Source organism: Acinetobacter thutiue (genome assembly GCF_030385805.1).
Classification (GTDB): Bacteria; Pseudomonadota; Gammaproteobacteria; order Pseudomonadales; family Moraxellaceae; genus Acinetobacter; species Acinetobacter corruptisaponis.
Genome location: NZ_JAUDZE010000010.1, coordinates 36,816 through 61,062, shown reverse-complemented (window position 1 = coordinate 61,062; position 24,247 = coordinate 36,816). Strand labels below are relative to the sequence as shown.

Below are 24,247 nucleotides of genomic sequence, written 5' to 3'. Positions count from 1 at the left end.
GGGCGAACTGTGTTCGCCTTATTATAAAAATTATGATATTTCTGTTTATTGCTTATTTAGGCGAACACAGTTCGCCCCTACTCTTAAATTTACAGATTCGGTGGAATCAACTGATCTAAATCCTTACCTGCCAACTGATCGAGTTCACTAAGATCCGTTTTGATTTTCCACTGGCTTTCATCTTCCACAGGTGTTGGAAGTCGTGCTTCTAGCCAGTCACAGACCACATCGGGACTAAACTCAGCATGATTACACTGGATCACCCAGGCCAGAAAGTCTTTGGCTTCACCATTCATGTAGGGTGGCGGTGAAACAGGAAAGAACTGGGTTGGCAGGCGTTCATTGGTGGATAAATAATTCAGTACATGCCCAAGTTCCTGAACGGTCTGCCATGCCAGAGGATGTTCAACATCAATATTGAACTTAAACCACCATGCATGTTGACCATCTGTACCATGCGCCACGATTCTGGATTCCTGCACACTTGGAACCTTACAGAAAAATTGATAGAGACGATCAAAATTCATTTCAGACACTGACATTGCCTCAAAATTGAAAAATGGATTCTAGCATATTCTTAATCTGAGCAAGAAAATCCCTCCTTATTTCATCCTTGATTTGCCCTGAATGGTATCGAATGGTAACAGTCATTGCTGTTTTTTTGCTCTAAAATAAAAATTAGGATTTGATGATGGGAGAGGGCAATGTTGCGATCTAAATACGATGTTTATGCTTTTATTGGTGTGTTGAGCTGTCTCCCCGCAATGGTTTATGCCGATAATGCCTGGAGTGGTTATAGTGGGGTGGAGCGCCGCTCCTCGCATCAGGCTTCGCCATCTTATCAACAACCTGCACAGGACCCCTTTGCCTTTTCAAACCAGCGCTATACCCCCACTGCGCCACCAAAAGGCTATTATTATCAGCCCTATCAAAATAATAACCACCCTTACCCCAACCATCGACCAGGTGTTCGGATTGAATATTATCCAGATACCCAATATGAGGGCAGTTATCGCCGTGAGTCTTTTGTAGTGGGGAATGAGCTGCCAGGTGAGTTTCGTAGTGAGCGTTATGTGGTTCGTGACTGGGACTATTATTCCTTACGTGAGCCGCCACGTGGTCGACACTGGGTCATGGTGGATGGACGTTATCTCTTGGTAACTGATGATAATTTCACCATTGAAATTATTCGCTGATTTTTGGGTGTTTTTGAAATTGTTCCTTGATGATGACCTCCATAATTTCTTGGATTTCATTACAAAGCTTTGCAATGTCGCTGGATTTGTTCATGGTTTCTCCTTGAGTTTCTCTTAATCTGGATTCAGGTCAAACAGAGGATCAAACAATGAAAAAGACGGCAATATTACTTGTATCAACCTTAATGCTTGGTGTTTCTGCATCTGCGATGGCAGATTCAAATCGCTGGAACAATCATCACGATTATAAAGATCGTTACGACCATCGTTATGACCGCCATGACCATCGTGAAGCCCGCTGGTCAAATGACAGGGGCAACAAATATGGTCAGCGTGTTGTTTTTAAACGTGGTGACCAGTTACCATCGGCATTCCGTAGCAACCGCTATGTGGTGTCAAACTACCGCCTACATCGCTTGTATGAACCACCACGTGGTTATAACTGGATGCAGGTACAGGGCAAATATGTACTGGTGGATTCAAAATACCGTGTCTATCGGGTTGCATAACATGAGTGATCAAAAGCAGGCATCAAGCCTGCTTTTTTTATTTATGCCAGTTCATCATCTTGGGGTTGAGGTGTTTTATTGGCAGGAATTTGCTTTTCCTGATCTTTGCTACGAATCACCGATGGATAGTTCCACGAAGCAAAACGCACCACTAAAATGGCTAGGGCGAGGATTAAAATAGAACCCGTAATAATCACCTGATCCATTGAGGCCTTATGATTGTGCTGAATATCAGCAATCAGTAAACGGGTCAGTGCGGTAATTGCCACATAGATCAGAAAGCGCACGGGCATGTGATTGGTCTTGAAATAAATCCCAACCATTGCCCCCAGTTCAAGATAGATAAATAACAGCAAAATATCGTCGATGCTTGCGTACTGCTTAACGGTCAGGATTTCAATCACCGTATGCACGGCTGACCATGCGATCATACAGCCGATAATAAACAGCGCCAAATAATGAAAGGCTTCAACCGCATAGTGACCTAAACGGTCGAATAGACGTTGTAGGTCTTCAAGTTTCTCTTTTGAACTAGACATGGAAATTTAATGTACTCAACATGATCATAAAAATGGATGCAATTTTTATGCTGATTTTACAAAGGTCATAAAAAAACTGCCTAAACCAATTGGTCTAGGCAGTTTGCATAACCAGACTAAAATTAAGCCTGATTAGTGAAGTAATCTTCGCTAAAGTTCATGATCAAGTCAGAACCTGCCTTGATTTTCGCAAGACGAGAATCAAGTTCTGGCAAGATACGCTCAACATAGTACTGCGCCAAAGCCAATTTGTTTTGGTAGAAATCACCAGACTTGTCTTTTGCAGCAGCAGCGATCTTCGCGAACATATAGCTAAAGCTCAGTAGACCAACTGCATGTAGATAATCCACCGCAGCAGCATTCGGGAAATCTACATTTTCAGCAGCTTGTTCAATGATGAACTGGGTAATGGCTTCAATTTCAGTTGCAGCATCTAAGGTTGCATCTTTAATGAAGTTCAAGTCTGTGTCCAGTGCATTGGCAAAGTCACGGATTTCAGCGATATATTGAGCAATGAACGCACCGCCACACTTAATGGTTTTACGACCAATCAAGTCTTGAGACTGAACGCCGTTGGTACCTTCATAAATCTGTGCAATACGAAGATCACGGATACATTGTTCCATACCCCACTCACGGATATAGCCGTGACCACCGAACACCATTTGCGCATCCAGAGTTGCTTGGAATGCAGTATCTGTAAGGTATGCTTTTGCAATCGGTGTTAATAGCGCAACACGGTCATTGGCTTTTTTCACTGCTTCTGCATCAGTTGAGAACTTGGTGATGTCCAGTTGTTGCCCTACATACACTGCAAAGGCACGAGATGCTTCATTGTTGGCACGTACGTTGAGCAACATACGGCGCACATCACCATGCACTAAAATACTGTCCGCTGGTTTGTTTGGTGATTGCACACCTGCTGCACTACGACCCTGTAGACGGTCAGTTGCATATTGTGCCGCATTTTGGTAAGCAAATTCAGAAGCACCTAGACCTTGAATACCCATAGACAAACGTTCGTAGTTCATCATCACGAACATGGCCGCAAGACCTTCATTTTCTTTACCTACGAGGTAGCCTTTGGCACCGTCAAAGTTCATGACGCAAGTCGCAGATGCCTTGATGCCCATTTTGTGTTCAATTGAACCAGGACCAACAGGGTTACGCTCACCTAAAGAACCATCTTCATTTAACAGGAACTTCGGTACGATGAATAAAGAAATACCACGTGAACCCGCAGGTGCATCAGGTGTTTTTGCAAGAACAAGGTGAATGATGTTTTCAGCGAGATCGTTGTCACCACCTGTGATGAAGATTTTCGTACCTGTAATGTTGTAAGTACCATCTTCGTTACGTTCAGCTTTGGTTTTGATAATCCCTAAATCAGTCCCTGCATGTGGCTCGGTTAAGCACATGGTGCCTGACCATTCACCTGAATAGATTTTAGGCAGGTAAGTTTCTTTCTGCTCTTGAGATGCATAGCTGTTTAAAGCCATACCTGCACCCACAGAAAGAAGTGGGTAGAGCATGAATGATGGGTTGGTTGCGAACAGCATCTCATCAGAAAGTACAGTCAGCATTTTTGGCATGCCTTGACCACCCCATTCCTCATCGGCACCTAGACCGATCCAGCCACCCTCAGCATATTGGCGGAAAGCATCCTTGAAACCTGCTGGTGTAAACACGTCGCCATTTTCCCAACGCGCGCCTTCTTCATCACCTGTACGGTTGAGTGGGTGAGTCACGTTTTGAGCAAATTTAGCCATTTCTTCTAAAATTGCTTCAGCGGTAGCAGCATCTACATGAGCAAGTTTCTCATTAGACTGCCAAAATTGTTCTGCTTTAAATACATCATTTAAGATGAATTTCATGTCTGCTAATGGGGCATTATAAATTGGCATAATCGTTCCTTTTTACGCACAGGTCATGTGCAAAGTGATCAAATAAAACGAACAAATAAATGAATGGTGTAAATTTAGCACTGATTAAACAAAAAAAGGACGGTCAAAACTGACCAGTCCTTTTTCTGTGATGAACGTTGCATCTCATTCTAAACTATGTTTAGAAAGCGAAGTGTTCTGCATCAAGTTCAAACAATGGCGCAACACCTGTTGAAAGCACGTCTACGTGAGAGCGAACACGTGGCAGGATCTTCTGGAAGTAGAAACGTGCTGTTTTGATTTTCGCATTGTAGAAGTCAACATCAGTTGTACCTTCAGCCAATTTCTCCTGAGCAACCAATGCCATACGTGCCCATAGGTAAGCAAGTGTGACATAACCAGAGAAGTATAGGTAATCCACCGCAGCCGCACCAACTTCATCAGGGTTTTGCATTGCACGCATACCGATTTGCATGGTGATGTCGCCCCATTCCTTGTTGGCAGCAGCCAATGGCGCAACAAATTCCTGCATTGCAGCATTGTCTTTGTTTGCTTCAACAAATTTATGGATGATCTTGGTGAAGTCTTTCAGCATTGCGCCCTGAGTTTGCAAGACTTTACGACCTAGCAAGTCAAGCGCCTGAATCTCAGTGGTACCTTCGTACAAGCAGGCAATACGTGTATCACGTACGATTTGCTCCATACCGTGCTCAGAGATGAAGCCGTGACCACCAAATACCTGCACACCGTGCTTCGCAGATTCAGAACCAGTTTCAGTCAGGAATGCTTTTGCGATAGGCGTTAACAAAGACAGGATGTTGTCAGCAAACTTACGCTCTTCTTCAGTCTCGCCTTTTTCAACGATGTCTGCATATTGAGCCAATAAGTAAACCAGCGCACGGCCACCTTCAGCAAATGACTTTTGTGTTAAAAGCATGTTGCGAACAGCAGGGTGAACGATGATAGGGTCTGCTTCTTTTTCAGGTGCTTTAGGACCAGAAAGAGAACGCATTGCCAAACGGTCTTTCGCATAGGTTAAAGCACCCTGGAAAGAAGATTCAGATGCAGACAAACCTTGAACCGCTGTACCGATACGTGCAGTGTTCATGAATGTGAACATGCAGTTTAAGCCACGGTTTTCAGGCCCGATCAAGTAACCTTTTGCCTGATCAAAGTTGATCACGCAGGTTGCGTTACCGTGAATACCCATTTTATGTTCGATTGAACCACAACGAACCGCATTACGCTCGCCCACAGAACCATCTTCATTAACATGGAACTTAGGAACGATGAAGAGTGAAATACCTTTGGTGCCTTTAGGCGCGCCTGGTAAACGAGCTAAAACGATATGGATGATGTTGTCAGCCATGTCATGTTCACCAGCAGAGATAAAGATTTTCTCGCCAGAGATTGCATAGCTACCATCTTCATTTGGCTCTGCTTTAGAACGGATGATGCCCAAGTCTGAACCTGCATGAGATTCAGTTAAGCACATGGTGCCTGTCCAGACACCTGAAACAAGGTTCGGTAGGTAAGTGGCTTTCTGTTCGTCAGAACCCCAGTGCTCAAGGGTACGTACCGCACCGTGAGACAAGCCAGGATACATACCCCAAGCCCAGTTTGCTGTACCAACCATTTCAGAGATTGCAATCCCCAAAGAGTTTGGCAATGCCTGACCGCCAAACTCTTCATCAGCAGAAAGCGATGGAAAGCCCAGCTCGATATATTTTTGATACGCTTCCTTGAAACCTGTAGGCGTAGTGACAACACCGTCATTCCAAGTACAACCTTCACGGTCACCGACTTGGTTTAAAGGAGAAAGTTCATTCTCACAGAAGTCAGCCGCTGCTTCTAAATATTGATCAACCAATTCACGGCTTACGTTGCCTTGAAATGCAGGCAGTTTTGCGTAATGTGCTTCAGCATTTAATAATTCGTGCAATACGAACTGCATATCACGTAAGGGTGCTTTGTATTGTGGCATAGCGGGTTCCTCAATACTGGTGAAACCAGAGTTATAATCTTAGTCAATGATAAATGTGCCCAATTGGCTCCATTTTGTAGCGCTAATCGTGCAACAAGTCATCGTTCGGTACAAGCTTTTACAGGTCATTTCTGAGTGACTGCTAAGTCAAAGTTTGTGGTTCAACCTGTTTAAACGTTTAGATTGTAGGTGTTTTTTATACTTTTGACTTAAACTGCGTGTTGAAAATCGTAAGCAGCTGTGTAGACAAAAAAAGGGCGCTTAACGCGCCCGTGAGGAAGAGAAAAGAGGTGGGGGGATTAAGCCTGACGTTTAAAGTTGGCCTGGTCTGGGGTAAAGCGAACTTCGCATGTCCCCTCAATGGTGCGGTTGTTCCATTGAATATTGACACGGTCACCAATACGTTTGCCCTGACAGGCGGTGGCAATTTTTGCCCGTTGCGCTTCATGTTCTTCACGTATTTTTGCGCGTTGATCTAAACGCTGTTCACGTTTTGCCTGCCATTCCGCACGCTGTTCAGGGGTGAGCTGTGGGCGCTGTTTAAAGCCACGGTCGCCATCCCGCTGCATTGGGTATTTGCCGTGACGGTGTCCATCTGCATAGGTATTGGGTGCTGTAGCCTGACAGGCTGTTAAACCAAACATGGCTGTCATCAATGTGCCGAGCAATAATGTATTTTTAAGATTCATGGTGGTGTTTCCAATCTGCGTTATTTTTGATAGTTAAAGATTAGATAATAAAGATGAAGAAACAATGGAGAGTTTTTTTCAACCATGTTGGGTACAATCCATAAATAGAACAATATTGAGACTAAGCTTTTGAATGTTCGTCGTGTCCCGATCGCGCTACGCCTGTTTTTGACAGTCCTGCTCACCACCTTGCTGATCGCAACGATTAGTCTGGGGATTTTGCACTGGACCATGCAAAAAAACTTTGCGCGCTATGTCGCCGATGTGGAAATGCAGAAACTGGACCGCCTCATTGCCAATCTGGGCAATGTCTATACGGTTTACCATGACTGGGGCAATGCCATTCAGGCACAGATTCTTCAAATTGAGGGCACGGCGGCACCTGATGATTATGACCGTTTATCCCAGTGGTGGTTGCGTCGCCAGTATGACATCGCATTGCAGCAACGTTATTTTAATGACCACACCTTACTTAGTCTTTCCCCAACACTGGCACAGAACAATACTGAAATCAAAAGCCGTCAAATCTTTAATGAAGAAGAGTTGAATATTCTAAAAAAGAATTTACCCTCAGAATATCAACCCTTTGAGGGCCTGAAATTTCCATTGCGTGCCAGCCAGTTTCGACTGAAATCTGATGAAAAAGGCAGTAAACAACAAAGCACCATTGAAAGTGGTAAAAAACGTTTTGTGTCGATTCCTGATCGCTTGGGCTTAAGTTCGCGTCTCTCGCTATATGATGCTAAACACCAGTTTATTGTGGGCGAGCCTGCGTCAGATCAAATTTCCTACCGCCCGATTATGGTGGGGCAGGACGTGGTGGGCTATCTGGGACTGAAACCTGTACTTGATCAGGATGATGCATCCAGTATCAACTTCTTTAGTAATCAAAAACGATATCTACTGTTGGTCTATGCGCTTACCGTGTTGTCGAGTCTGGTTGCGGCATTATTGATGGCGACCTACTTTAAGAAACCGATTCAACGTTTGCTCAATGCAACACTGGAAATGACGCGTGGCAACTACCAGCATCAGGTGGTGATTAAACGCAATGATGAGTTGGGGGATTTATCCAATCAACTCAATCATCTGGCTGATATCCTCCATCAACATGAGGAGTCCCGCCGTCAATGGGTGGCTGATACCTCACATGAGTTGAAAACACCATTGGCTGTGTTGCAGGCACAAATTGAAGCGATGCAGGATGGAATCCGTAAAGCCACACCTGAACATCTGGATGCCATGATGCGTCAAGTGACCAGTTTAAAGAAATTGACACAGGACTTGGCGGATTTGGCACAGGCAGATGCACAGCAGTTGAAATGCTATTTTGCTGAGGTGAATCCGTGGGATGTAGTATTGCAGGAAGTGGACAACTTTAAATCCACTTTTGAGCAAAACCAATTGGAAGTGTCACTCATTGGTGAGAGCGCATTGCTGTCTTTAGACCGTGACCGCTTTAAACAGATTATCGTCAATTTGTTAGGGAACTGTGTCCGTTACACAGAACAAGGTGGGAAAATACAGATTCACACTCAACAAAATGAGCAACAATGGATACTGTATGTCGATGACAGTCCATTGGGTGTCAATGATGAGCAACTTGCACGTTTAGGCGAACGTTTCTACCGTGTGGATGACTCCCGTACCCGTAGCACTGGAGGCACAGGTCTGGGCTTGGCATTGTCCTGTAAATTGGCACAGGCGTTGGGTGGTTCACTGAGCTTTGATCATTCACCTTTGGGTGGATTACGTTGTGTACTGACTTTTCCAAAACAGATCAAATAACTTTTTAGCTCCTCTTTGCTTGAGGATAATGGATAGGATGAAGACCATGAAACATATTATGTTGGTTGAGGATGAAGTTGAACTGGCAGAGCTGGTTCGGGATTATTTGGAGATGGCTGGTTTTGAGGTCAGCATGTTTCATGATGGTCAGGATGCCTACACTCAGTTTCAGCAACGTAAACCTAGCCTGATGATTCTTGACTTGATGGTGCCACGTATGGATGGTCTAACCATTTGCCGTAAGGTGCGTGAACAGTCAGACTTACCGATTATCATGGTGACCGCGCGTACTGAAGAAATTGACCGTGTATTAGGCTTAAATATGGGCGCAGATGACTATATCTGTAAACCGTTTAGCCCAAAAGAACTGGTTGCGCGTGTTCAGGCGGTGTTGCGCCGTTTGGAGCGTAAGGCTGAACCTGAGCAAGATGATTTATTCCGTATTGATAAGGCGCAGCAACGTATCTGGTATCAACAAAAAGCACTCACTTTAACCCCAACAGAGTTTCGTTTATTAGAGTTGTTTTTAGAACATTTAGGCCAGGTATATTCACGGGCGCAACTACTGGATCATATTAACCCTGACAGTTTTGATGTGGCAGATCGGGTGATTGATAGTCATATTAAAAATCTGCGCCGTAAAATCACCGAAGCTGCTGATACAGGTAATAGACATGAATGGATTCAGGCAGTGTATGGCGTAGGTTACCGCTTTGAATATCCTGATGATTAATCGGGTGTTCACTCAGCAAAATAATAATCCACATCTAGACTTAACCCTAGCGTAAACAATTGTCTAATATTGGCTGCACTGACAAGTCGGTGATGTGGATTTTCAATATGTCCTGTTGCACTGATACTGAGTGAATATTGAGGATTAAAAAAGAGCTGCTGCAATGTGTGGTGATAAGGGAGTAACTGTTCCACTACATCAGTGATATGTTCATCCAGTTTTACTGTTTCTCGATCCAAACGCGAACATAATTTAATCAATGAATTCTGATGTTTTAATTGTCGTTTGGTTACAGGTTTAAATCCTTGATCAAAACACACTTCAAAAGTTAACTCGGGAAATAATTGTTGTAACTGATTTGCTGGTAATTTAGACCAAATACAGAAATAGGCATATTCACTACATGGACTTGGTTCTTCTGTTGTTGCGATTGGTTTTGCATAGGGATAATCATGCCCATCATCCTGATCTAAATAACCATGTAAGTGAAATCCAGCATTTAATTCGCTCAGTTCCCGCAAGAGATCAATATTCAGATGAAACCCTGCATTTTGTGTATTTGCACCATGCGTGACTAAATGCAAAGTTCGATGAAATGATGCAGGAAGCTGTAATATATTGGTTTTATTTTCAAGATAAGTAAAACAATGCTGGATTTGCTCTGCATTATTTAAATTTGGGTCAATGTCAAAACGAATACACATCTGTTGAAATTGATGTGTGCCATCATCACTGATTTGACCTTTATTCCAGGCTTCATAGCCCCACATGCGATCAAAATGATATTGTTCAGAGATTTCTTGAACAGATTGTTCACTATCTTGGGTAATAGTGAAATAAAAATATTCACTGTAGCTTTGTTGCTGTGACATTATTTTTACCCTTAACGTTATTCTAGGGATATTCTTTAAGACGAGCAATTCACCTGAGCCGCGATAGCGACGCAAGGGAACTAAAACTGTTTAGAATTAAGATGAACAACTCACCATTACTTCAGGCATATCACTCGGCAAAGGTGCAATATCCTGTTCAGCTTCTAAGTCGGGTTGTTTTAAATAAGGCTGATTTAGTAGCTTAAACAAACGCTCAACCTCACTGAAATCACCACGTTCAGCCTGCTCAATGGCTTTTTGGGCCATATGGTTACGCAGAATGTAGTGTGGATTCACCTGTTGCATGACTTGGTTTAATTCATCAGTATCTTGATGCTGTCGAATATTTTGATAACGAATCAGAAAATCATCAAACTGTTGTACATGGATACAATCATCTCTTAATGCCTTGTAATCCTGTTGCTGCAAGCGAATAAAACTCTGGGTGTAGTCGAGTTGCTCGGTTTGCAAAATTCCCAGAAAGGCAAAACTGCAATCCAGACTGTCTTTATGAAAATGGGGAAGTCCCATTTTTTGACATAAACCCTGACCATAATGCTCTAAAAAGGTCGGTTCAAATTTTTCTAGGCAAGTTGCCAAATCCTGTTTGAACTGTTCTTTATTTTCAGGAGTGGCTAATGGAATCAGATTATTTAACCATGTCCATAGATTCCAGTGTCCAATACTTGGCTGATTCTGGTAGGTGTAGCGACCCTGATAATCGGAGTGGTTGTTGATCCAGTTCGGGCGGAAACGCTCCATAAATCCATAAGGACCAAAATCTAAAGTTGAACCTGTAATGTTTAAATTATCGGTATTCATGACCCCATGCGCGAAACCCACCAATTGCCATTTGGCAATCATGATGGCAGTTCGTTCAACCACCGCCTCAGCGAACGCCAAAATAGGATTCTCTGCTTCCAAGCATTCTGGATAATGCCATTCGATACATTTTTGTGTAAATTCAGGCAAAAGTTCAGGAGCATATTGATTGATCCATTCAAAATGACCGAAACGGATATGACAGTCTGAGGTGCGTAACAGCATGGCACCCAGTTCCAATGTCTCACGCTGTACGCCCTGCATTGAAGTGGTAAAACCGACTGCATGGCTTGAAGCGACACCTAATGCGTTTAATGCATGTCCAGCCAGATATTCACGAATCACCGAACGCAGTACAGCACGACCATCACCCATACGAGAGTAGGGTGTTGAACCCGCACCTTTAAGATGGAGATCAATGGTTTGTCCTTGCTGGTTGAGAATTTGTCCAATCAACAAGCCACGACCATCGCCCAACTGTCCAGCCCATTGTCCAAATTGATGTCCTGCATAGACCATTGCTAAAGGTGGAAATTCAGCAAAGGTTTTTTGTCCGCTACAAATCTCAACCCAGTTGGCTTTATCCTCTTCATTCCATTGCAACTCATCAGCCAATGCTTCATTAAAGTGGCCAGCTTTTGCACCACGTAAAGGGCTGGACTTTTGCTGGTGATAGAGCTTTGGATTAAGAGAAGCATAGCGGGGATTGAATTGCATAAACTAGACATCGTGATAGGGGCTGAGAGATGAATATAGCAAATTATGCTGCCACAAGGGCAAGTAAAGGCTAAAGCCATACAAGAACATATAGCAAATACTGTTTAGAAGACATAAAAAATGGCCTCTTAAAAGAGACCATTTTCAATCATCATAGATTTATTCAGAAACAGGCGCTTTTTTGATGTTACGCATCAAGGTTTCTAAACATTCGCGATGGTGAGCAAGACGATGTTCAAGCAACTGGAAATCAACCTTAAGTTTATGGTCGATCTGATGGATTTTTTCAGCCATCGCTGCCTTTTTCGCGTGAAGTTCCTGCTCTTTCAACTTTGCCCAATCATTGAGTGTATGGGTAAAGGCTTCGTATTCCTGCGCAATACGTTGTTTCATTTGTACGATGTCAGTATTAACATCATGACCGTAGATCGCCAAATCCTGCTCAGCATATTTAAATTTCATCGCAAGTTCAGCTTTCTGGATATTAAAGCTTGGAATACGTCGTAAATTTTTAGCCAAGCCAAGTTTAGAGCTGGTCCAGATCAACCATTTGGTTGGATCGTATTGCCACCATTTTACCCCGTTACGGTAGTCGTACTGGAAAATGTGATGGTAATTATGATAACCCTCACCCCAAGTCAGGATTGCCAATACAAAATTATCACGTGCGGTATTTTCATCGGTATAAGGACGTTTGCCCCACATATGGCACAGTGAGTTGATGAAGAATGTTACATGATGGCTAATGATCAGGCGCAGTAAACCACCTAGTAGAACGACACCCCAAACATCGCCGACTGCCCAGCCAACACCACCCAGTAAGCCCACATGAACTGCAATGACCATTGGGACATAGTATTTATGCTGGAACATCACCAGTTTGTCATTGAGCAAGTCAGGTGCATTTTTGTAATCTGGTTCAGAGGGTGAGTGGTCACGAATCATCCAGCCCAGATGTGCATACCAGAAACCACGTTTGATTGAATATGGATCCTGGTCTACATCATCAACATGACGGTGATGGGTACGGTGACCTGAAGCCCAAAACAGGATACTGTTCTGAACAGCGAAAGTACCGCCAATCATCAACAGGATTTTAAGCGGTAAAGCGGCCTCATAGGCACGGTGTGCCCAAAGACGGTGATAACCTGCGGTGATTCCCAGGCTGCTTAATGCTAAAAGAAAAAATAAACTGACCCAGGCACTTACACTAAAATCATAATAATAAGCGTATAAAGGGATTAGAATAATCGCAAGAATTGGTGTTCCAATTAAGGTAATGCTAGCAGTCCAGTTAATGGGTGCTTTTTTGAGTGGGGCGGAAGTCATATCCGTCAGCGCTCCTAGTAACCTTGTTTGCACAAGATAATAAAACTAAACGAGATAGCAAAACCAATCATAACGATATATTGCTATTTTACCGTTGATATTAGCACGCTCAGATAAATGAACACTAGCATTATTCTACAGTTGTACTTAAAGAACCGTAACAGAATTCAGCCTGCCTAACTGGTGTATTGATTAAAAGGTGAAAGAAATCAATGTCTGAGCAAATTACCGTGAAAAATCCGATTTTTTCCATGAAATCTTTTTTTCATAAAACTTTCATTTTGTCGGCTGTTTTGATGGTGGCTGCCTGCCAGAGTCAACCCAAAACAGTGCACAAAACCACTTTGCAACCGAAACGTGTGGCTCAGCCTCCTGTAATGCAGGTTCGTAAAAGCAGCGATGGTGTGCAGGATGTTGAATGGCAAATTATGACCATTCAGAATAGGCGTGCATTGTTTTTTAACCAGTATCCGAGTTTCCTGCTTAACTCGGTGACAAAGACAGTCTCTGGTCATACAGGCTGTAACGCTATTTATGGTCGTTATACATATGACTTTGCCCAGCAGAAACTTGATTTTGATGTCATGGCTGGACATGAAAGTTGCCATAAGGCTTTGGCCCAGGAAGCGGATTTGATGGATCTCATTCAACGGGTTGAGCGTTTCCAGTTTGATGGTACAAATTTATATCTGCTTGATGGCAAAGGACAGCGTCTGATTCAGGCACAACCTAAAAGATAAAGTAGGGGCGATGTATTCGCCCTAATCCCATATTTTAATTGTTTATACAGCGATTTCTACAAGCACAAAGATCTGAGCATGGTGCTTGGTACATCGGTGATTAAGCCTTGAATGCCCAGTTGTTGTAAATGTTTTGCCCTTTCCACATCATTGACAGTCCAGACACTGATATTTAGATCAGCTTGTTGTGTTAAATGAATGATTTCATCCGTTGCCAGTTGGTCTTTCCAGCCAATCTGACAGCATCCATATTGATGGGCGAGTTCTATGGCATATTCACCCAGTGGAATTTCAACCAGCAAGCCACGTTTAAAGTGGCTGTAATGTTGCTGTAAGGCGGTTAAAATCTTCACATCAAAGCTGGTAATGGTTGCGTTCTTTTCAAAGCCCTTGAGTTCATTATGCAGACTTAAGATCAGGCGTTCAGCCGCCGCTTCATCTGCAACAGCCTTGATTTCAACTTCAATATGTTCAAACTCGGTCAGACATGCCATCACGTCTGTTAAGTGTGGGGTGTATTCCTTATTTTCCCAAGCCTGCCATTGATGGCGATGGTCAAACTGCTGTGCGGTGGCTAGATCACAACTTTCAACATGCTGTAAACGACCTGTGGTACGCTCAAAATTATCATCGTGGATGACAATCAACTGGTCATCCTGTAGTTGCCGCACATCAAACTCGACAGCACGTACTCCTAGATGATGCAAATAATGAAAACCACCCAAGGTATTCTCAGGTGCTTCACCACGTGCCCCACGATGACCAATAATTCGCATTTATTTTCTACCTAAACCATCTTTATGCTGGATCAATACTGTCATTGATATTCTTCTGCCACAGCACTTCGCTGCCACCCTCAGCACGCTGTAAACTGCGTGAAGCCACAAACAACCAGTCTGATAAACGATTGAGTAATTGTAAAGCGGTTGCCTGAATATTTTGATCACGTGTATGCACAGACATCAGGGCGCGTTCCGCACGGCGGCAGACAGCACGCGCCTGATGCGCATAACTACAGGCCAAAGTGCCTGATGGGAGGATAAAATCTTTCAGCATTGGCAGACTTTCATTCATGCAGTCAATTTCTTTTTCAAGAAATTCAATACAAACGGGTTGGAGTAAATGATAGTTGGGAATACAGACTTCACCACCTAAATCGAACAGCCAGTGTTGAATCAGGCTCAGGCTTTTGTCCCAGTGGTCTTGATCTGCAATTTGGCTGGCGCTGATTTGTGCGCGGAGTACCCCAATGGTCGCGTTCAGTTCATCCACATCACCCAGCGCAGTGATGCGTAAATCATCCTTGGCAACCCGTGAACCATCTCCTAAACCCGTTGTGCCTGAATCGCCAGTACGTGTGTAAATCTTGCTTAAACGATGTCCCATAGTTCTGTTGCTCTTGTCCTAAAATAAAAAGGGGATAATGTCGGTCAGAACATTACCCCGAAACTGGAGTGAATCAAGTATTTTTATAATGCGCTTGTCGGCTTAGTAACGGAATGTTACCCCAGCAGAGGCGAGGCGGCCACTGTTAATGTACCAGGAACCGAAGTTATATACTTGCTGATTACGGACATCACCGATATTTTGAATATTGGTAAAGACCTTAACATTTGGATTGATATTCCAGTACGCATTTAAATCAACTGTTGCAACGCCAGCAACCTGATTGTCGCTATTGGTATGGCTGGAATTGGCTTTTGAACGTGCAATCACCGAAGCATTGATTCCAACATTTTCATACTCATAACCAGCAGTTAAGGTTAAACGTTGACGAGGGCGATAGGCAATGTCACGATCTGTTTTATCATTGATACTACGTGCATAAGCATATTGGGTGTTGACATAATATATGTCGTTTGACCATTTTAGATTAAACTCACCGCCTGTGATTTTTGCTTTATCAATATTGATATTTTGATAAACAGGAAATGTTGTCACCCAGTCGCCATTACAGGTTGCAATACAGGTCGAGCTAATCAGATTGTCAATTTCAGTATAATATGCAGATAGACCTGCACTTAAACCATAGTTCAACTGTTGATCAAAGCCAACTTCATAAGAGGTGCTTTCTTCTGGCTTGAGTTCTGTGTTGCCACCCCATTGTGTATATAATTCATTCAGTGATGGCGCGCGGAATGCGGTACCAATATTGGCATATACACTGGTCAAAGGCAGTAGTTGATAACGAACAGCCGCCTGACCGACAGTATGTGTTCCAAAGCGTTCATTATCCTCTACACGAACACCTGCCTGTGTACTGATGCCATTGTCCTGATATTGATGTTGTAAGTAATATCCGACAGTATCAACACTTTGTTTTTGATCGGTGATACTTGGTGTTTCATATTCCGAGTCAAGATAGTTCACGCCAAACAAAACATTCTGGTGTGGCAGGAAGCCCCATTTCAGGTTTAAATCACCCTCATTACTTTCAGTATTATAGTAAGAGCTGTCATTTGGAACATCTTGGTGATCTTTTGTATTGGAATAGCGGGCATTTACAGTAAGGTCAGAATTTAAGGCATAAGAGGCTTTGGCATTGATGACCTGATTTTTAAAGTCACGAACTGCATTATTTAAACCCGCGTTAAAGTTGTAGTAAATACTTCTGCCCTGGTTTTGATTGATTTCAACACTACTGTCAATTTGGTCTTTTTGATAATAACCAAATTTGGCATAGTAACCTTTTTGGTCAAAACTGGCTTTTTCACTTTTATTCTGAATATCCAGAATAGATGTTCCATCAGATTCCAGACGTTGGCCACCAGCCTGTGCATAGAAACCAGATACGTCAACATAGTCTGCATTCAATACCGTTTTATAGGTGTTGTTCTCACCATAAATTCCAGTGAGTTGTGCACCAGTTTTGCTTGGCGGGGCAGTGACCATATTGATCACACCACCAATGGCATCACTGCCATATTGTACTGATGCAGGTCCTTTTAATATTTCGACCTGTTGAATATGTGAGGTATCCAGAAAAGCAGCAAATAGTGGTGAAAGGTTGTTTTGATTATTTAGACGCGCACCATCCTGTAACACCAGTGTTTGTGCAGGTGTTGTACCCCGTAGCGAAACTTCGGAAAGCTGTCCCATACCACCTGATTGTTTCACATAAATGGACGGGTCCAACTGAATCAAGTCAGACAGGTTGGAAATTGGGTTTTGATGAATGGTTTTATCATCAATGACATTAATGCGTGCAGGTACGTTTTTAATGGATTCAGGTGATTTTGATGCGGTGACCACAATGGTATCAAGTGAAACGGTTTTATCCGTTGACTGATCCTGGGCAAAGGCGACTGAAGAAAACCCCATCGCAATAGCGATAGCGCCAACTAAGCGTGTTGGCTGGAAAGAAATAGACATGTGCGCTCCAGACATTCATTCCTCGTGAATGTTTAAAGTAGATAAGTACAACAAGCAGGTCTTCGGACTTCACTATAATCATCTTGAAAGATGATAGACTGATCACCTTCCCACATCATCAGATGCAGTGGTTTGGCTGCTAAGCTAAGATCAGCATTTCAGTGTTACCGTTGCGAGGACAGTGTTGGAGTTTCACCAACTTCCCTATAAGCAAAGGAATTTGCTTTAGACTTGTTGCAAGATGGTGCAAAGTATAAAGGGAGCATATACAACTTACAAGATATGAACAAAAAGTAGGTCTTCACATGAGTGGCGGCACATTACATATTATTTTGCTATGTTCAGTATTGGGGGTGATCTATAAAGACTTAAAATGGCAGACGCTCACATCACAAAAAATACAACAACATCAGGATTCCCAATTTGCTGATCAAGTCGGCTTGAATGTTGCCCATAATGTCGGAAGTCAACGAGCTATTGATAGAGTGTCTGATTCAACCTCATCTCCTGAAATGGGCAGTATTAGGGAAAGTGGTACATATAAATGTTTAGGTTTTGCTGAGGGATTCCATGTGGTTGGGGATGGTATGGATGTAACATTAACGGACCATTGTAGTGTTATTTCACTCTTGGGGGAAAATACAATTGTATATGCTGACAAAGTTGATTTTGTTCAGATCATGGGACCCAATTCTATTGTGTATTATCGAGGGGATAATCCTCCTCGAATATCAGTCATGGGAACAAACTCTTATGTAAAACGAATGAGGTAATTCCTAGTATATAATTGTTAGATTGATTGAGTTTTGCATTACAATATCAGCATTCTAAATCTTTATTTAAAGTCAGATTGCCCATGCAGCAGATACAACGGCGGACGCGTGCCAAGATTTGTGGAATTACCCGCGCACAGGATATCCAGTCTGTGGTTGAGGCAGGTGCGGATGCAATCGGTTTTGTATTCTTTCCACCAAGTCCACGCCATGTCAGCATTGAGCAGGCACAGGCTTTGGCTAAGCCAGTTCCACCTTATGTGCAACTGGTTGGCCTGTTTGTAAATGCGAGTGCAGAAGAAATACAAAGCGTACTTGATTCAGTTCCTTTGGATGTATTACAACTACATGGCGATGAAAGCCCTGAACAATGCCAGCAGATTGCGGCACAATGCAAACGCCGTTGGTATAAGGCCATACAGGTTAAACCAGATCTGGATGTGGTGGCTGAAATCCAGCGTTATCAAGCCGCAGGCGCCAGTGCCGTACTATTGGATGCGTGGCATCCTGAGCTGAAAGGTGGCACGGGACACAGTTTCGACTGGAACCAGTTTCCCCAACTCGATATTCCACTGATTTTGGCAGGCGGATTAACCCCTGAAAACGTGAGTGAAGCCATTGATGTCACAGCCGCTTTTGCTGTGGATGTCAGCGGAGGCGTAGAGTCCGCAAAAGGTATAAAAGACCAACAACTCATTGAAAAATTTATGCAAGGAGTCCAATGTGGATCAGCAAAACTCTAGTCAAGAAAATCAGGCGATTGATTACACCCAGTTTCCAGATGCGCAAGGGCATTTCGGGATTCATGGTGGGCGTTTTGTATCAGAAACGCTGATGGCTGCACTTGAAGATCTAGAAAATCTTTATGGTCGTATGAAAAATGATGCACAGTTTCTGGCAGAGTTTGACCGTGATCTTGCGTTCTATGTTGGTCGTCCTAGCCCACTTTATCATGCTGAACGATGGTCACAGCATCTTGGTGGTGCGCAGATTTACCTCAAGCGTGAAGACCTGAACCATACGGGTTCACACAAGGTCAACAACACCATTGGTCAGGCACTCTTGGCGAAACTGTCAGGTAAGAAGCGTATTATTGCGGAAACAGGCGCAGGGCAGCATGGCGTTGCGACTGCAACCATTGCAGCACGTTTGGGTATGGAATGTGTGGTGTACATGGGTGCTGAGGACGTGAAACGTCAGGCAATGAATGTCTACCGCATGCGTTTGTTGGGTGCAAAGGTTGTGCCTGTACAAAGTGGTTCAAAAACATTGAAAGATGCCATGAATGAGGCGATGCGTGACTGGGTGACCAATGTTGATAGTACTTACTATGTGATTGGTACGGTTGCTGGCCCGCATCCATATCCGCAGCTGGTGCGTGATTTCCAGTCGATTATTGGCCGTGAAGCGCGCCGCCAGATTCAGGAGCAGGCAGGACGCTTACCAGATGCTCTAGTGGCTTGTGTTGGCGGTGGTTCAAATGCAATGGGCTTATTCTATCCATTCCTGAATGATCAGGATGTGAAAATGTACGGTGTTGAAGCCGCAGGCTATGGGATTGAAACAGGCAAGCACTCTGCACCACTCAATGCGGGTCACGTTGGTGTACTGCATGGCAACCGTACCTACCTCATGTCTGATGAGCAGGGTCAGATCATTGAAACCCACAGTATTTCAGCGGGTCTGGACTATCCAGGTGTGGGACCTGAGCATAGCTTCCTGAAAGACATGAACCGTGTGCAGTATGTGCCAATCAATGATGATGAGGCATTACAGGGTTTCCGTGACCTCACCAAGATTGAGGGGATTATACCTGCACTTGAAAGTTCGCATGCGATGGCCTATGTCAGCAAACTTGCCCCAACCATGTCGAAAGACCAGATCATTATTGCAACAGTTTCAGGTCGTGGTGATAAGGACCTGATGACGGTTGCTAAAATTGATGGCATTCCGATGGTCGACTTATAAAACTAAAAAATTATATGCTAGGATTAAGGTAAATTTATGCCTAATGACATTATATGGTCATTAGGTTTTTACATGGATGTAATCACATAGGATTACGGGGGATGAAATATTCCTTACCTAGATATATTAGCAAAGCTTTTCTAGTTATTCTGGACTGGGATTTAGTCAAAAAATCCCAATCAATACTGTGGTATGCCAGTTTTACCGCAGTCGTGATCTATTTTATCCAAATAAAATACATGTATCATCCATTGGCAAATACTGAATTGCTTATTCGGTTTCAATGGCTGTTTCCTGGCATCATTATATTAAATACATTTTTTATTTTATTGGGTTATTTTATTAAAAATAAGCCAGACCTGCACATTTACTATGTGATGTTTTTATCTGTTTATTATCCATTCTCATTGTTGGGACTGCCAATTGGGGTGGGTTTGCTGAACCTCCTGAATGGCATTATCTTTATGGGGATTGCCTTTACCGCATTATTATTATATCCCCGATTTGTGGTGTATTTTGGTCTGGCCTTTTATGTCTTTGCATACTATATTTTAGCTGGCCTTACGGTGACTGGGTATCTGGATTATGCGGTTGCCTATAAACCGTATACCTTGCTGCATAAGGATATTCAAAATGCCCAGATTATCTATACCATGTTTTATACCACCTTATATGCAGCATTTACCATCACGCTATTTGATATTAGTGTGGAGCGTTGGCGTAGGTATAGTTCAAAAATTGAAAAACTCAGTTGTACCGATGAATTAACGAGCCTGCTTAATCGTCGTGGGGTTAATGAGATTATTGATTTACAGATGCAGCAGGCACAGATTACCCATCGCGAAACCTCACTGATCATGGTGGATATTGATAATTTTAAAACCATTAATGATCAATATGGGCATCATCAGGGGGATCTGGTATTAAAGCACGTTGCGGATATATTGCGAAAAAACCTGCGAGCCAGTGATGTGATTGGACGTTATGGTGGTGAGGAGTTTGTGATTCTGCTGCCATTTACCTCAATTGAAAATGCAGTGCTGGTGGCAGAGGCATGCCGTAAGGCATTGGAGCAAACGTCAATTGAAGTTAAGCAAAATGAACCCCTCTCTATCAAGGCCTGTTTTGGGGTGAGCAGTACAGCTTTTAGTGGCTTTGATTATAGAGGTTTGTTCGAACAGGCAGATAAGGCGATGTACCAAGCCAAACAGAATGGTAAAAATCAGGTCAGAACCGCTTTAACGTTATAATTTATTTGGGGAAATGTGGTGAAATTAATACAGGAAAATGGTCAGCCTCGTTATGGGCGTTTTGACCAGATACCCTCACGAATCAATCTGGACGATTATATCTATAAAACCCCTTATGGGCAGGTGTTGAAAGGCTGGCGCAAGCAGCTTAAATATAAAAAATTTAGATTTTGTGGTTTGCAGCATGAGCATTACAGTATTGGTGTGGCGATTGTCGATTTATCATGGGCGGGGCATGGTTTCTTCTATGTCTATGACCATCTATCAGGAAAGGTGATTGAATGGAATGCGATCCAGCCACTGGCGTTGAAAACCCATCTGGATGAACAGCCTTTATTTAGCCAAAGTTATTTTAAGAAATCTGCTTATCAATTCGATATGCAGCATGCCAATGGCGTGCGTTACATTCAGGTGACCAAGCATGGAGAGGTGCGGCTGAAAGCTCGCATCTTCTGTGCAGGTGTGGATGCACTCAGTCTATGTACGCCAACAGGAATCAATGGCTGGACTTATACCCAAAAACAAACCACTCTGGCTGTCGAGGGTTTCTTTATTAACCCAGAACGGCAGAAAGTTGACTTTAATGCGCAAAGTCTGGCTGCACTGGATGATACCTGTGGCTTTCTACGCCCTGAAACAGCATGGTTCTGGCTCTCATGCCAGTTCCGTGATGAAAATGGCCGACGAATAGGTTTAAACCTTGCATCAGGTGTCAATGAAAGTTTTGGCAATGAAAATGCACTGTGGGTGGATGGGCGTTTATATCCACTCACCGATATTTTATTTGAACAGCAGAATGAAAAACTCTGGTCAATCCGTTCTTTGGATGGACGACTAAAACTGACCATAAAAACAGCATGGTGCCGTTTTGAAAATATTAACCTGCGTTTAATTGGTAGCCAGTTTAATCAGTGGCAGGCCAAAATCAGTGGCACAATTGAACATGAGGATGTTGAACTGATCATATTGAATCAACAATATGGTCTATTGGAACAGCATTACGCCAAATGGTAATTACTGTAAAAAAAAATCCCTCTTTTTAAAGAGGGATGATGGGAGGTTTATAGACCAGCTTGCCAAAAAGCCTCGCCCGCAGCGATTGGGTCATTGGTTTTAGCCAATGTGTCAATCCAGACATCGTATTGACGAATAATCGGGTGCTGGTTTGGATGAAAATCTTTTTTAAACCAGTCGCTATATTGCTCTCTTTTTGCAGTCAAAATACCTTTGCGTCCAAAGAACCACGGCAAGCCCTTGCGTGCCATGTCAAGACGCTGCTTAAAGCTAAAACCATCACTCTTAAGCATGACATCGGTACGGTAAAGTGTGAAGCCAAACATTAACACGGTCGTAATAACGAGGGCAGAACGACGAGTCAATTCTGGTACTTCACCGACTTGTTGCATGACATCAAAGGCGACATCACGGTGTTCCATTTCCTCAATGGCATGCCATGCAAACAGCGCACGCACAAAGGGATCGGCTTCCGCCAATGTTTCTTTCTTACTGTAGAATGTGTCTGCCATCAGGGCGGTTAAATGTTCAGCCGCTGCGGTCATGGCAATATTGTATTGTGGTGAGCGATTCTTCAATTCAAATCTAAATATTTTTTTCAAACGGTTGGTGAACTGATCCACAGGCATGCCTTGTTCTTTCATGATCTGGTTCATCTTTTCATGGGCAATGCCGTGCTGGGCTTCCTGACGAATAAAGTCTGCCACACGTTCCTGTAGCTCAGGATCATTGATCTTGTCACGGAATAAGCGCACACATTCAATGAAGTAGCGTTCTCCATCGGGAAACGTCAGGCTTAATGCATCAAACATGCGGGTACGGAATGGATCACCACCAAACCAGAAACGTGGAGCCTCATTGAGGTGAAAGTCTAGTTTTGTTCTTACAATTGGATCAGCCTGATAGGAAACATGTGCGTTCATTTTTGCTATTCCTTGTCTTTTTCATGAACTTAGTATGAAAAAAGTTCAGTAAAATGTTTTGACAGTTACAGCCAAGTTTTATACAAATAACGACAGATCAGGATGAGATTGGCGTATGTCAGTTAAAATTATCATTGGATATCTACGGTTGTTGAATCGTGTCCTACAGCAGGAACACATTGACTTGTCTAAGGCTGTGGCACCTGAGCTGTGGCAGGACTTTCGTGCCTGCCTGGAAAATCCAGATGAACAGGAATTTGATGTTGAGCGTTATGCATTGCTGTTGCAGGCGGCACAGGCGTATTTCCCTCGTCCGATCACACTGGTTTTGGCTGAACATGCCAACTTGCAGGATTTGGGGCTGATGGGTTATCTGGCATCAACCAGTCTGGATCTGGAGCAGGCTTTACAGCTTTTGCAGCGCTATTATTCTCTGGTGTTTAAGCAAACCAATCTGGAACAACTCAGCGTACAACAATTCTCACAGTACATTCAAATTGTATGGAGTGCATCCTATTGCGATTATCGGGAAATGTATGAGCTGAATCTGGCACTGATCCTTAAAATTGCACAGTCGATTGTACAGGATGCTCTGGTGCCACCGCAGATGATTCAGTTTGGTTATACACCGCAAATGGCTTTATATCATTTTGAAAAATTTTACGGCTGTCCAATTCAGGTTCAGGCTGGGCAATATGCCATTCGTTTTTCCAACCAGATTTTACAGGCCAAAAGCATTGCGGCAGACCAACAGTTAAATCATGTGCTCTCTACTCAGGCACAGCAATCACTAAATAGCATGAGTTCCTTTGAGGCACAGCAACAACAGTTTCGGCAGAAAATCCAGAGCTATATTGAGCAGGGCTTGTTGCAGCAAGAGGAAGTTTTACAGAGTTATGTCGCCAAACGTTTGCACTGCTCGGAACGTACCTTGCAGCGTCAGCTTAAGACTTATCAATTGAACTTTCAGGATATTCTGGATCAATACCGTCTGGAGCAAAGTAAGCTTTATCTGCAACAGGGCAAGTCATTTTCCGAAATTGCCGAGCGTTTAAACTATGCGGATCAAAGTGCTTTTGGACGTGCGTTTAAGCGCTGGACAGGTGTCACACCGAAGCAGTTTTTAAAATTGTAATGTACAGAAAT

At 43.2% G+C, this 24,247-nt stretch carries 23 protein-coding genes and 1 riboswitch; of the genes, 11 read left to right on the top strand and 12 right to left on the bottom strand.

Annotated elements, in window-relative coordinates; all coding sequences use genetic code 11:
* Positions 1 to 89 precede the first annotated feature (89 nt).
* A complete protein-coding gene (locus QTA56_RS15840; protein WP_267981960.1) occupies positions 90 to 536 on the bottom strand; it encodes a hypothetical protein in 447 nt (148 codons plus the stop codon).
* Between the two features lie 168 nt (positions 537 to 704).
* Here QTA56_RS15840 and QTA56_RS15835 point away from each other — a divergent pair, with 168 nt between their 5' ends.
* A complete protein-coding gene (locus tag QTA56_RS15835) occupies positions 705 to 1,196 on the top strand; it encodes an RcnB family protein (protein ID WP_267981959.1) in 492 nt (163 codons plus the stop codon).
* 149 nt (positions 1,197 to 1,345) lie between these two features.
* Positions 1,346 to 1,705 (top strand): RcnB family protein, encoded by a 360-nt coding sequence (locus QTA56_RS15830; RefSeq protein ID WP_267981958.1) that lies wholly within the window; start codon positions 1,346 to 1,348, stop codon positions 1,703 to 1,705.
* Between the two features lie 41 nt (positions 1,706 to 1,746).
* Here the strand turns inward: QTA56_RS15830 and QTA56_RS15825 are convergent, their stop codons facing one another.
* The 4 genes from QTA56_RS15825 to QTA56_RS15810 all read right to left on the bottom strand — a co-directional run bounded on the left by QTA56_RS15825 (position 1,747) and on the right by QTA56_RS15810 (position 6,800).
* A complete protein-coding gene (locus tag QTA56_RS15825; RefSeq protein WP_267981957.1) occupies positions 1,747 to 2,244 on the bottom strand; it encodes a phosphate-starvation-inducible protein PsiE in 498 nt (165 codons plus the stop codon).
* Between the two features lie 122 nt (positions 2,245 to 2,366).
* Positions 2,367 to 4,148 carry an acyl-CoA dehydrogenase C-terminal domain-containing protein gene (locus tag QTA56_RS15820; RefSeq protein WP_267981956.1) on the bottom strand — a complete coding sequence of 594 codons (1,782 nt, stop codon included), beginning with the start codon at positions 4,146 to 4,148 and terminating at the stop codon, positions 2,367 to 2,369.
* Positions 4,149 to 4,308: 160 nt separating this feature from the next.
* Positions 4,309 to 6,111 carry an acyl-CoA dehydrogenase C-terminal domain-containing protein gene (locus tag QTA56_RS15815; protein WP_267981955.1) on the bottom strand — a complete coding sequence of 601 codons (1,803 nt, stop codon included), beginning with the start codon at positions 6,109 to 6,111 and terminating at the stop codon, positions 4,309 to 4,311.
* 299 nt (positions 6,112 to 6,410) lie between these two features.
* Positions 6,411 to 6,800: a heavy-metal resistance gene (locus QTA56_RS15810; protein ID WP_267981954.1), complete on the bottom strand. Its 390-nt coding sequence runs from the start codon at positions 6,798 to 6,800 to the stop codon at positions 6,411 to 6,413.
* A gap of 129 nt (positions 6,801 to 6,929) precedes the next feature.
* On the opposite strand from QTA56_RS15810, the gene baeS reads away from it, so the two are divergent.
* Together baeS and QTA56_RS15800 are read left to right on the top strand one after the other, a co-directional pair.
* The gene (gene baeS, locus QTA56_RS15805; RefSeq protein ID WP_267981953.1) at positions 6,930 to 8,588 is read left to right on the top strand and encodes a sensor histidine kinase efflux regulator BaeS; all 1,659 of its coding nucleotides are present in this window, start codon (positions 6,930 to 6,932) and stop codon (positions 8,586 to 8,588) included.
* Between the two features lie 46 nt (positions 8,589 to 8,634).
* Complete coding sequence (locus tag QTA56_RS15800) at positions 8,635 to 9,321, top strand: response regulator transcription factor (protein WP_267981952.1); 687 nt, start codon at positions 8,635 to 8,637, stop codon at positions 9,319 to 9,321.
* 8 nt (positions 9,322 to 9,329) lie between these two features.
* Here QTA56_RS15800 and QTA56_RS15795 read toward each other — a convergent pair whose 3' ends face one another.
* The 3 genes from QTA56_RS15795 to QTA56_RS15785 all read right to left on the bottom strand — a co-directional run bounded on the left by QTA56_RS15795 (position 9,330) and on the right by QTA56_RS15785 (position 13,061).
* Positions 9,330 to 10,193, bottom strand: a complete 864-nt coding sequence (locus tag QTA56_RS15795; RefSeq protein ID WP_267981951.1) for a DUF4279 domain-containing protein — start codon at positions 10,191 to 10,193, stop codon at positions 9,330 to 9,332.
* Positions 10,194 to 10,289: 96 nt separating this feature from the next.
* The gene (locus tag QTA56_RS15790; protein WP_267981950.1) at positions 10,290 to 11,732 is read right to left on the bottom strand and encodes a protein adenylyltransferase SelO; all 1,443 of its coding nucleotides are present in this window, start codon (positions 11,730 to 11,732) and stop codon (positions 10,290 to 10,292) included.
* Between the two features lie 159 nt (positions 11,733 to 11,891).
* Positions 11,892 to 13,061: an acyl-CoA desaturase gene (locus QTA56_RS15785; protein WP_267981949.1), complete on the bottom strand. Its 1,170-nt coding sequence runs from the start codon at positions 13,059 to 13,061 to the stop codon at positions 11,892 to 11,894.
* Positions 13,062 to 13,273: 212 nt separating this feature from the next.
* Here QTA56_RS15785 and QTA56_RS15780 point away from each other — a divergent pair, with 212 nt between their 5' ends.
* Positions 13,274 to 13,801, top strand: coding sequence for an META domain-containing protein (locus QTA56_RS15780; RefSeq protein WP_267981948.1), 528 nt, complete (start codon positions 13,274 to 13,276; stop codon positions 13,799 to 13,801).
* Between the two features lie 56 nt (positions 13,802 to 13,857).
* Here the strand turns inward: QTA56_RS15780 and QTA56_RS15775 are convergent, their stop codons facing one another.
* From QTA56_RS15775 to QTA56_RS15765, 3 genes are all read right to left on the bottom strand, one after another.
* A complete protein-coding gene (locus tag QTA56_RS15775) occupies positions 13,858 to 14,577 on the bottom strand; it encodes a glycerophosphodiester phosphodiesterase (protein WP_267981947.1) in 720 nt (239 codons plus the stop codon).
* Between the two features lie 22 nt (positions 14,578 to 14,599).
* The gene (locus tag QTA56_RS15770) at positions 14,600 to 15,187 is read right to left on the bottom strand and encodes a cob(I)yrinic acid a,c-diamide adenosyltransferase (protein ID WP_267981946.1); all 588 of its coding nucleotides are present in this window, start codon (positions 15,185 to 15,187) and stop codon (positions 14,600 to 14,602) included.
* A 102-nt stretch (positions 15,188 to 15,289) separates the two neighbouring features.
* On the bottom strand, positions 15,290 to 17,173 hold the full coding sequence (locus QTA56_RS15765) for a TonB-dependent receptor plug domain-containing protein (protein ID WP_267981945.1): 1,884 nt from the start codon (positions 17,171 to 17,173) through the stop codon (positions 15,290 to 15,292).
* A 36-nt stretch (positions 17,174 to 17,209) separates the two neighbouring features.
* Positions 17,210 to 17,423, bottom strand: a riboswitch (cobalamin riboswitch).
* A gap of 55 nt (positions 17,424 to 17,478) precedes the next feature.
* Here QTA56_RS15765 and QTA56_RS15760 point away from each other — a divergent pair.
* The 5 genes from QTA56_RS15760 to QTA56_RS15740 all read left to right on the top strand — a co-directional run bounded on the left by QTA56_RS15760 (position 17,479) and on the right by QTA56_RS15740 (position 22,178).
* The gene (locus QTA56_RS15760) at positions 17,479 to 17,946 is read left to right on the top strand and encodes a hypothetical protein (RefSeq protein WP_267981944.1); all 468 of its coding nucleotides are present in this window, start codon (positions 17,479 to 17,481) and stop codon (positions 17,944 to 17,946) included.
* Positions 17,947 to 18,029: 83 nt separating this feature from the next.
* Positions 18,030 to 18,689, top strand: a complete 660-nt coding sequence (locus QTA56_RS15755) for a phosphoribosylanthranilate isomerase (RefSeq protein WP_267981943.1) — start codon at positions 18,030 to 18,032, stop codon at positions 18,687 to 18,689.
* Positions 18,670 to 19,914: a tryptophan synthase subunit beta gene (gene trpB / locus QTA56_RS15750; protein ID WP_267981942.1), complete on the top strand. Its 1,245-nt coding sequence runs from the start codon at positions 18,670 to 18,672 to the stop codon at positions 19,912 to 19,914. The genes QTA56_RS15755 and trpB overlap by 20 nt, the downstream gene beginning before the upstream one ends.
* Positions 19,915 to 20,015: 101 nt before the next feature.
* Positions 20,016 to 21,164, top strand: coding sequence for a GGDEF domain-containing protein (locus QTA56_RS15745; RefSeq protein WP_267981941.1), 1,149 nt, complete (start codon positions 20,016 to 20,018; stop codon positions 21,162 to 21,164).
* An 18-nt stretch (positions 21,165 to 21,182) separates the two neighbouring features.
* The gene (locus QTA56_RS15740; RefSeq protein WP_267981940.1) at positions 21,183 to 22,178 is read left to right on the top strand and encodes a DUF2804 domain-containing protein; all 996 of its coding nucleotides are present in this window, start codon (positions 21,183 to 21,185) and stop codon (positions 22,176 to 22,178) included.
* A 47-nt stretch (positions 22,179 to 22,225) separates the two neighbouring features.
* Here QTA56_RS15740 and QTA56_RS15735 read toward each other — a convergent pair whose 3' ends face one another.
* Positions 22,226 to 23,101 (bottom strand): metal-dependent hydrolase, encoded by an 876-nt coding sequence (locus tag QTA56_RS15735; protein WP_267981939.1) that lies wholly within the window; start codon positions 23,099 to 23,101, stop codon positions 22,226 to 22,228.
* Positions 23,102 to 23,216: 115 nt separating this feature from the next.
* Between QTA56_RS15735 and QTA56_RS15730 the strand changes: the two genes are divergently transcribed.
* Positions 23,217 to 24,236, top strand: a complete 1,020-nt coding sequence (locus QTA56_RS15730) for an AraC family transcriptional regulator (RefSeq protein WP_267981938.1) — start codon at positions 23,217 to 23,219, stop codon at positions 24,234 to 24,236.
* Positions 24,237 to 24,247: the final 11 nt, after the last annotated feature.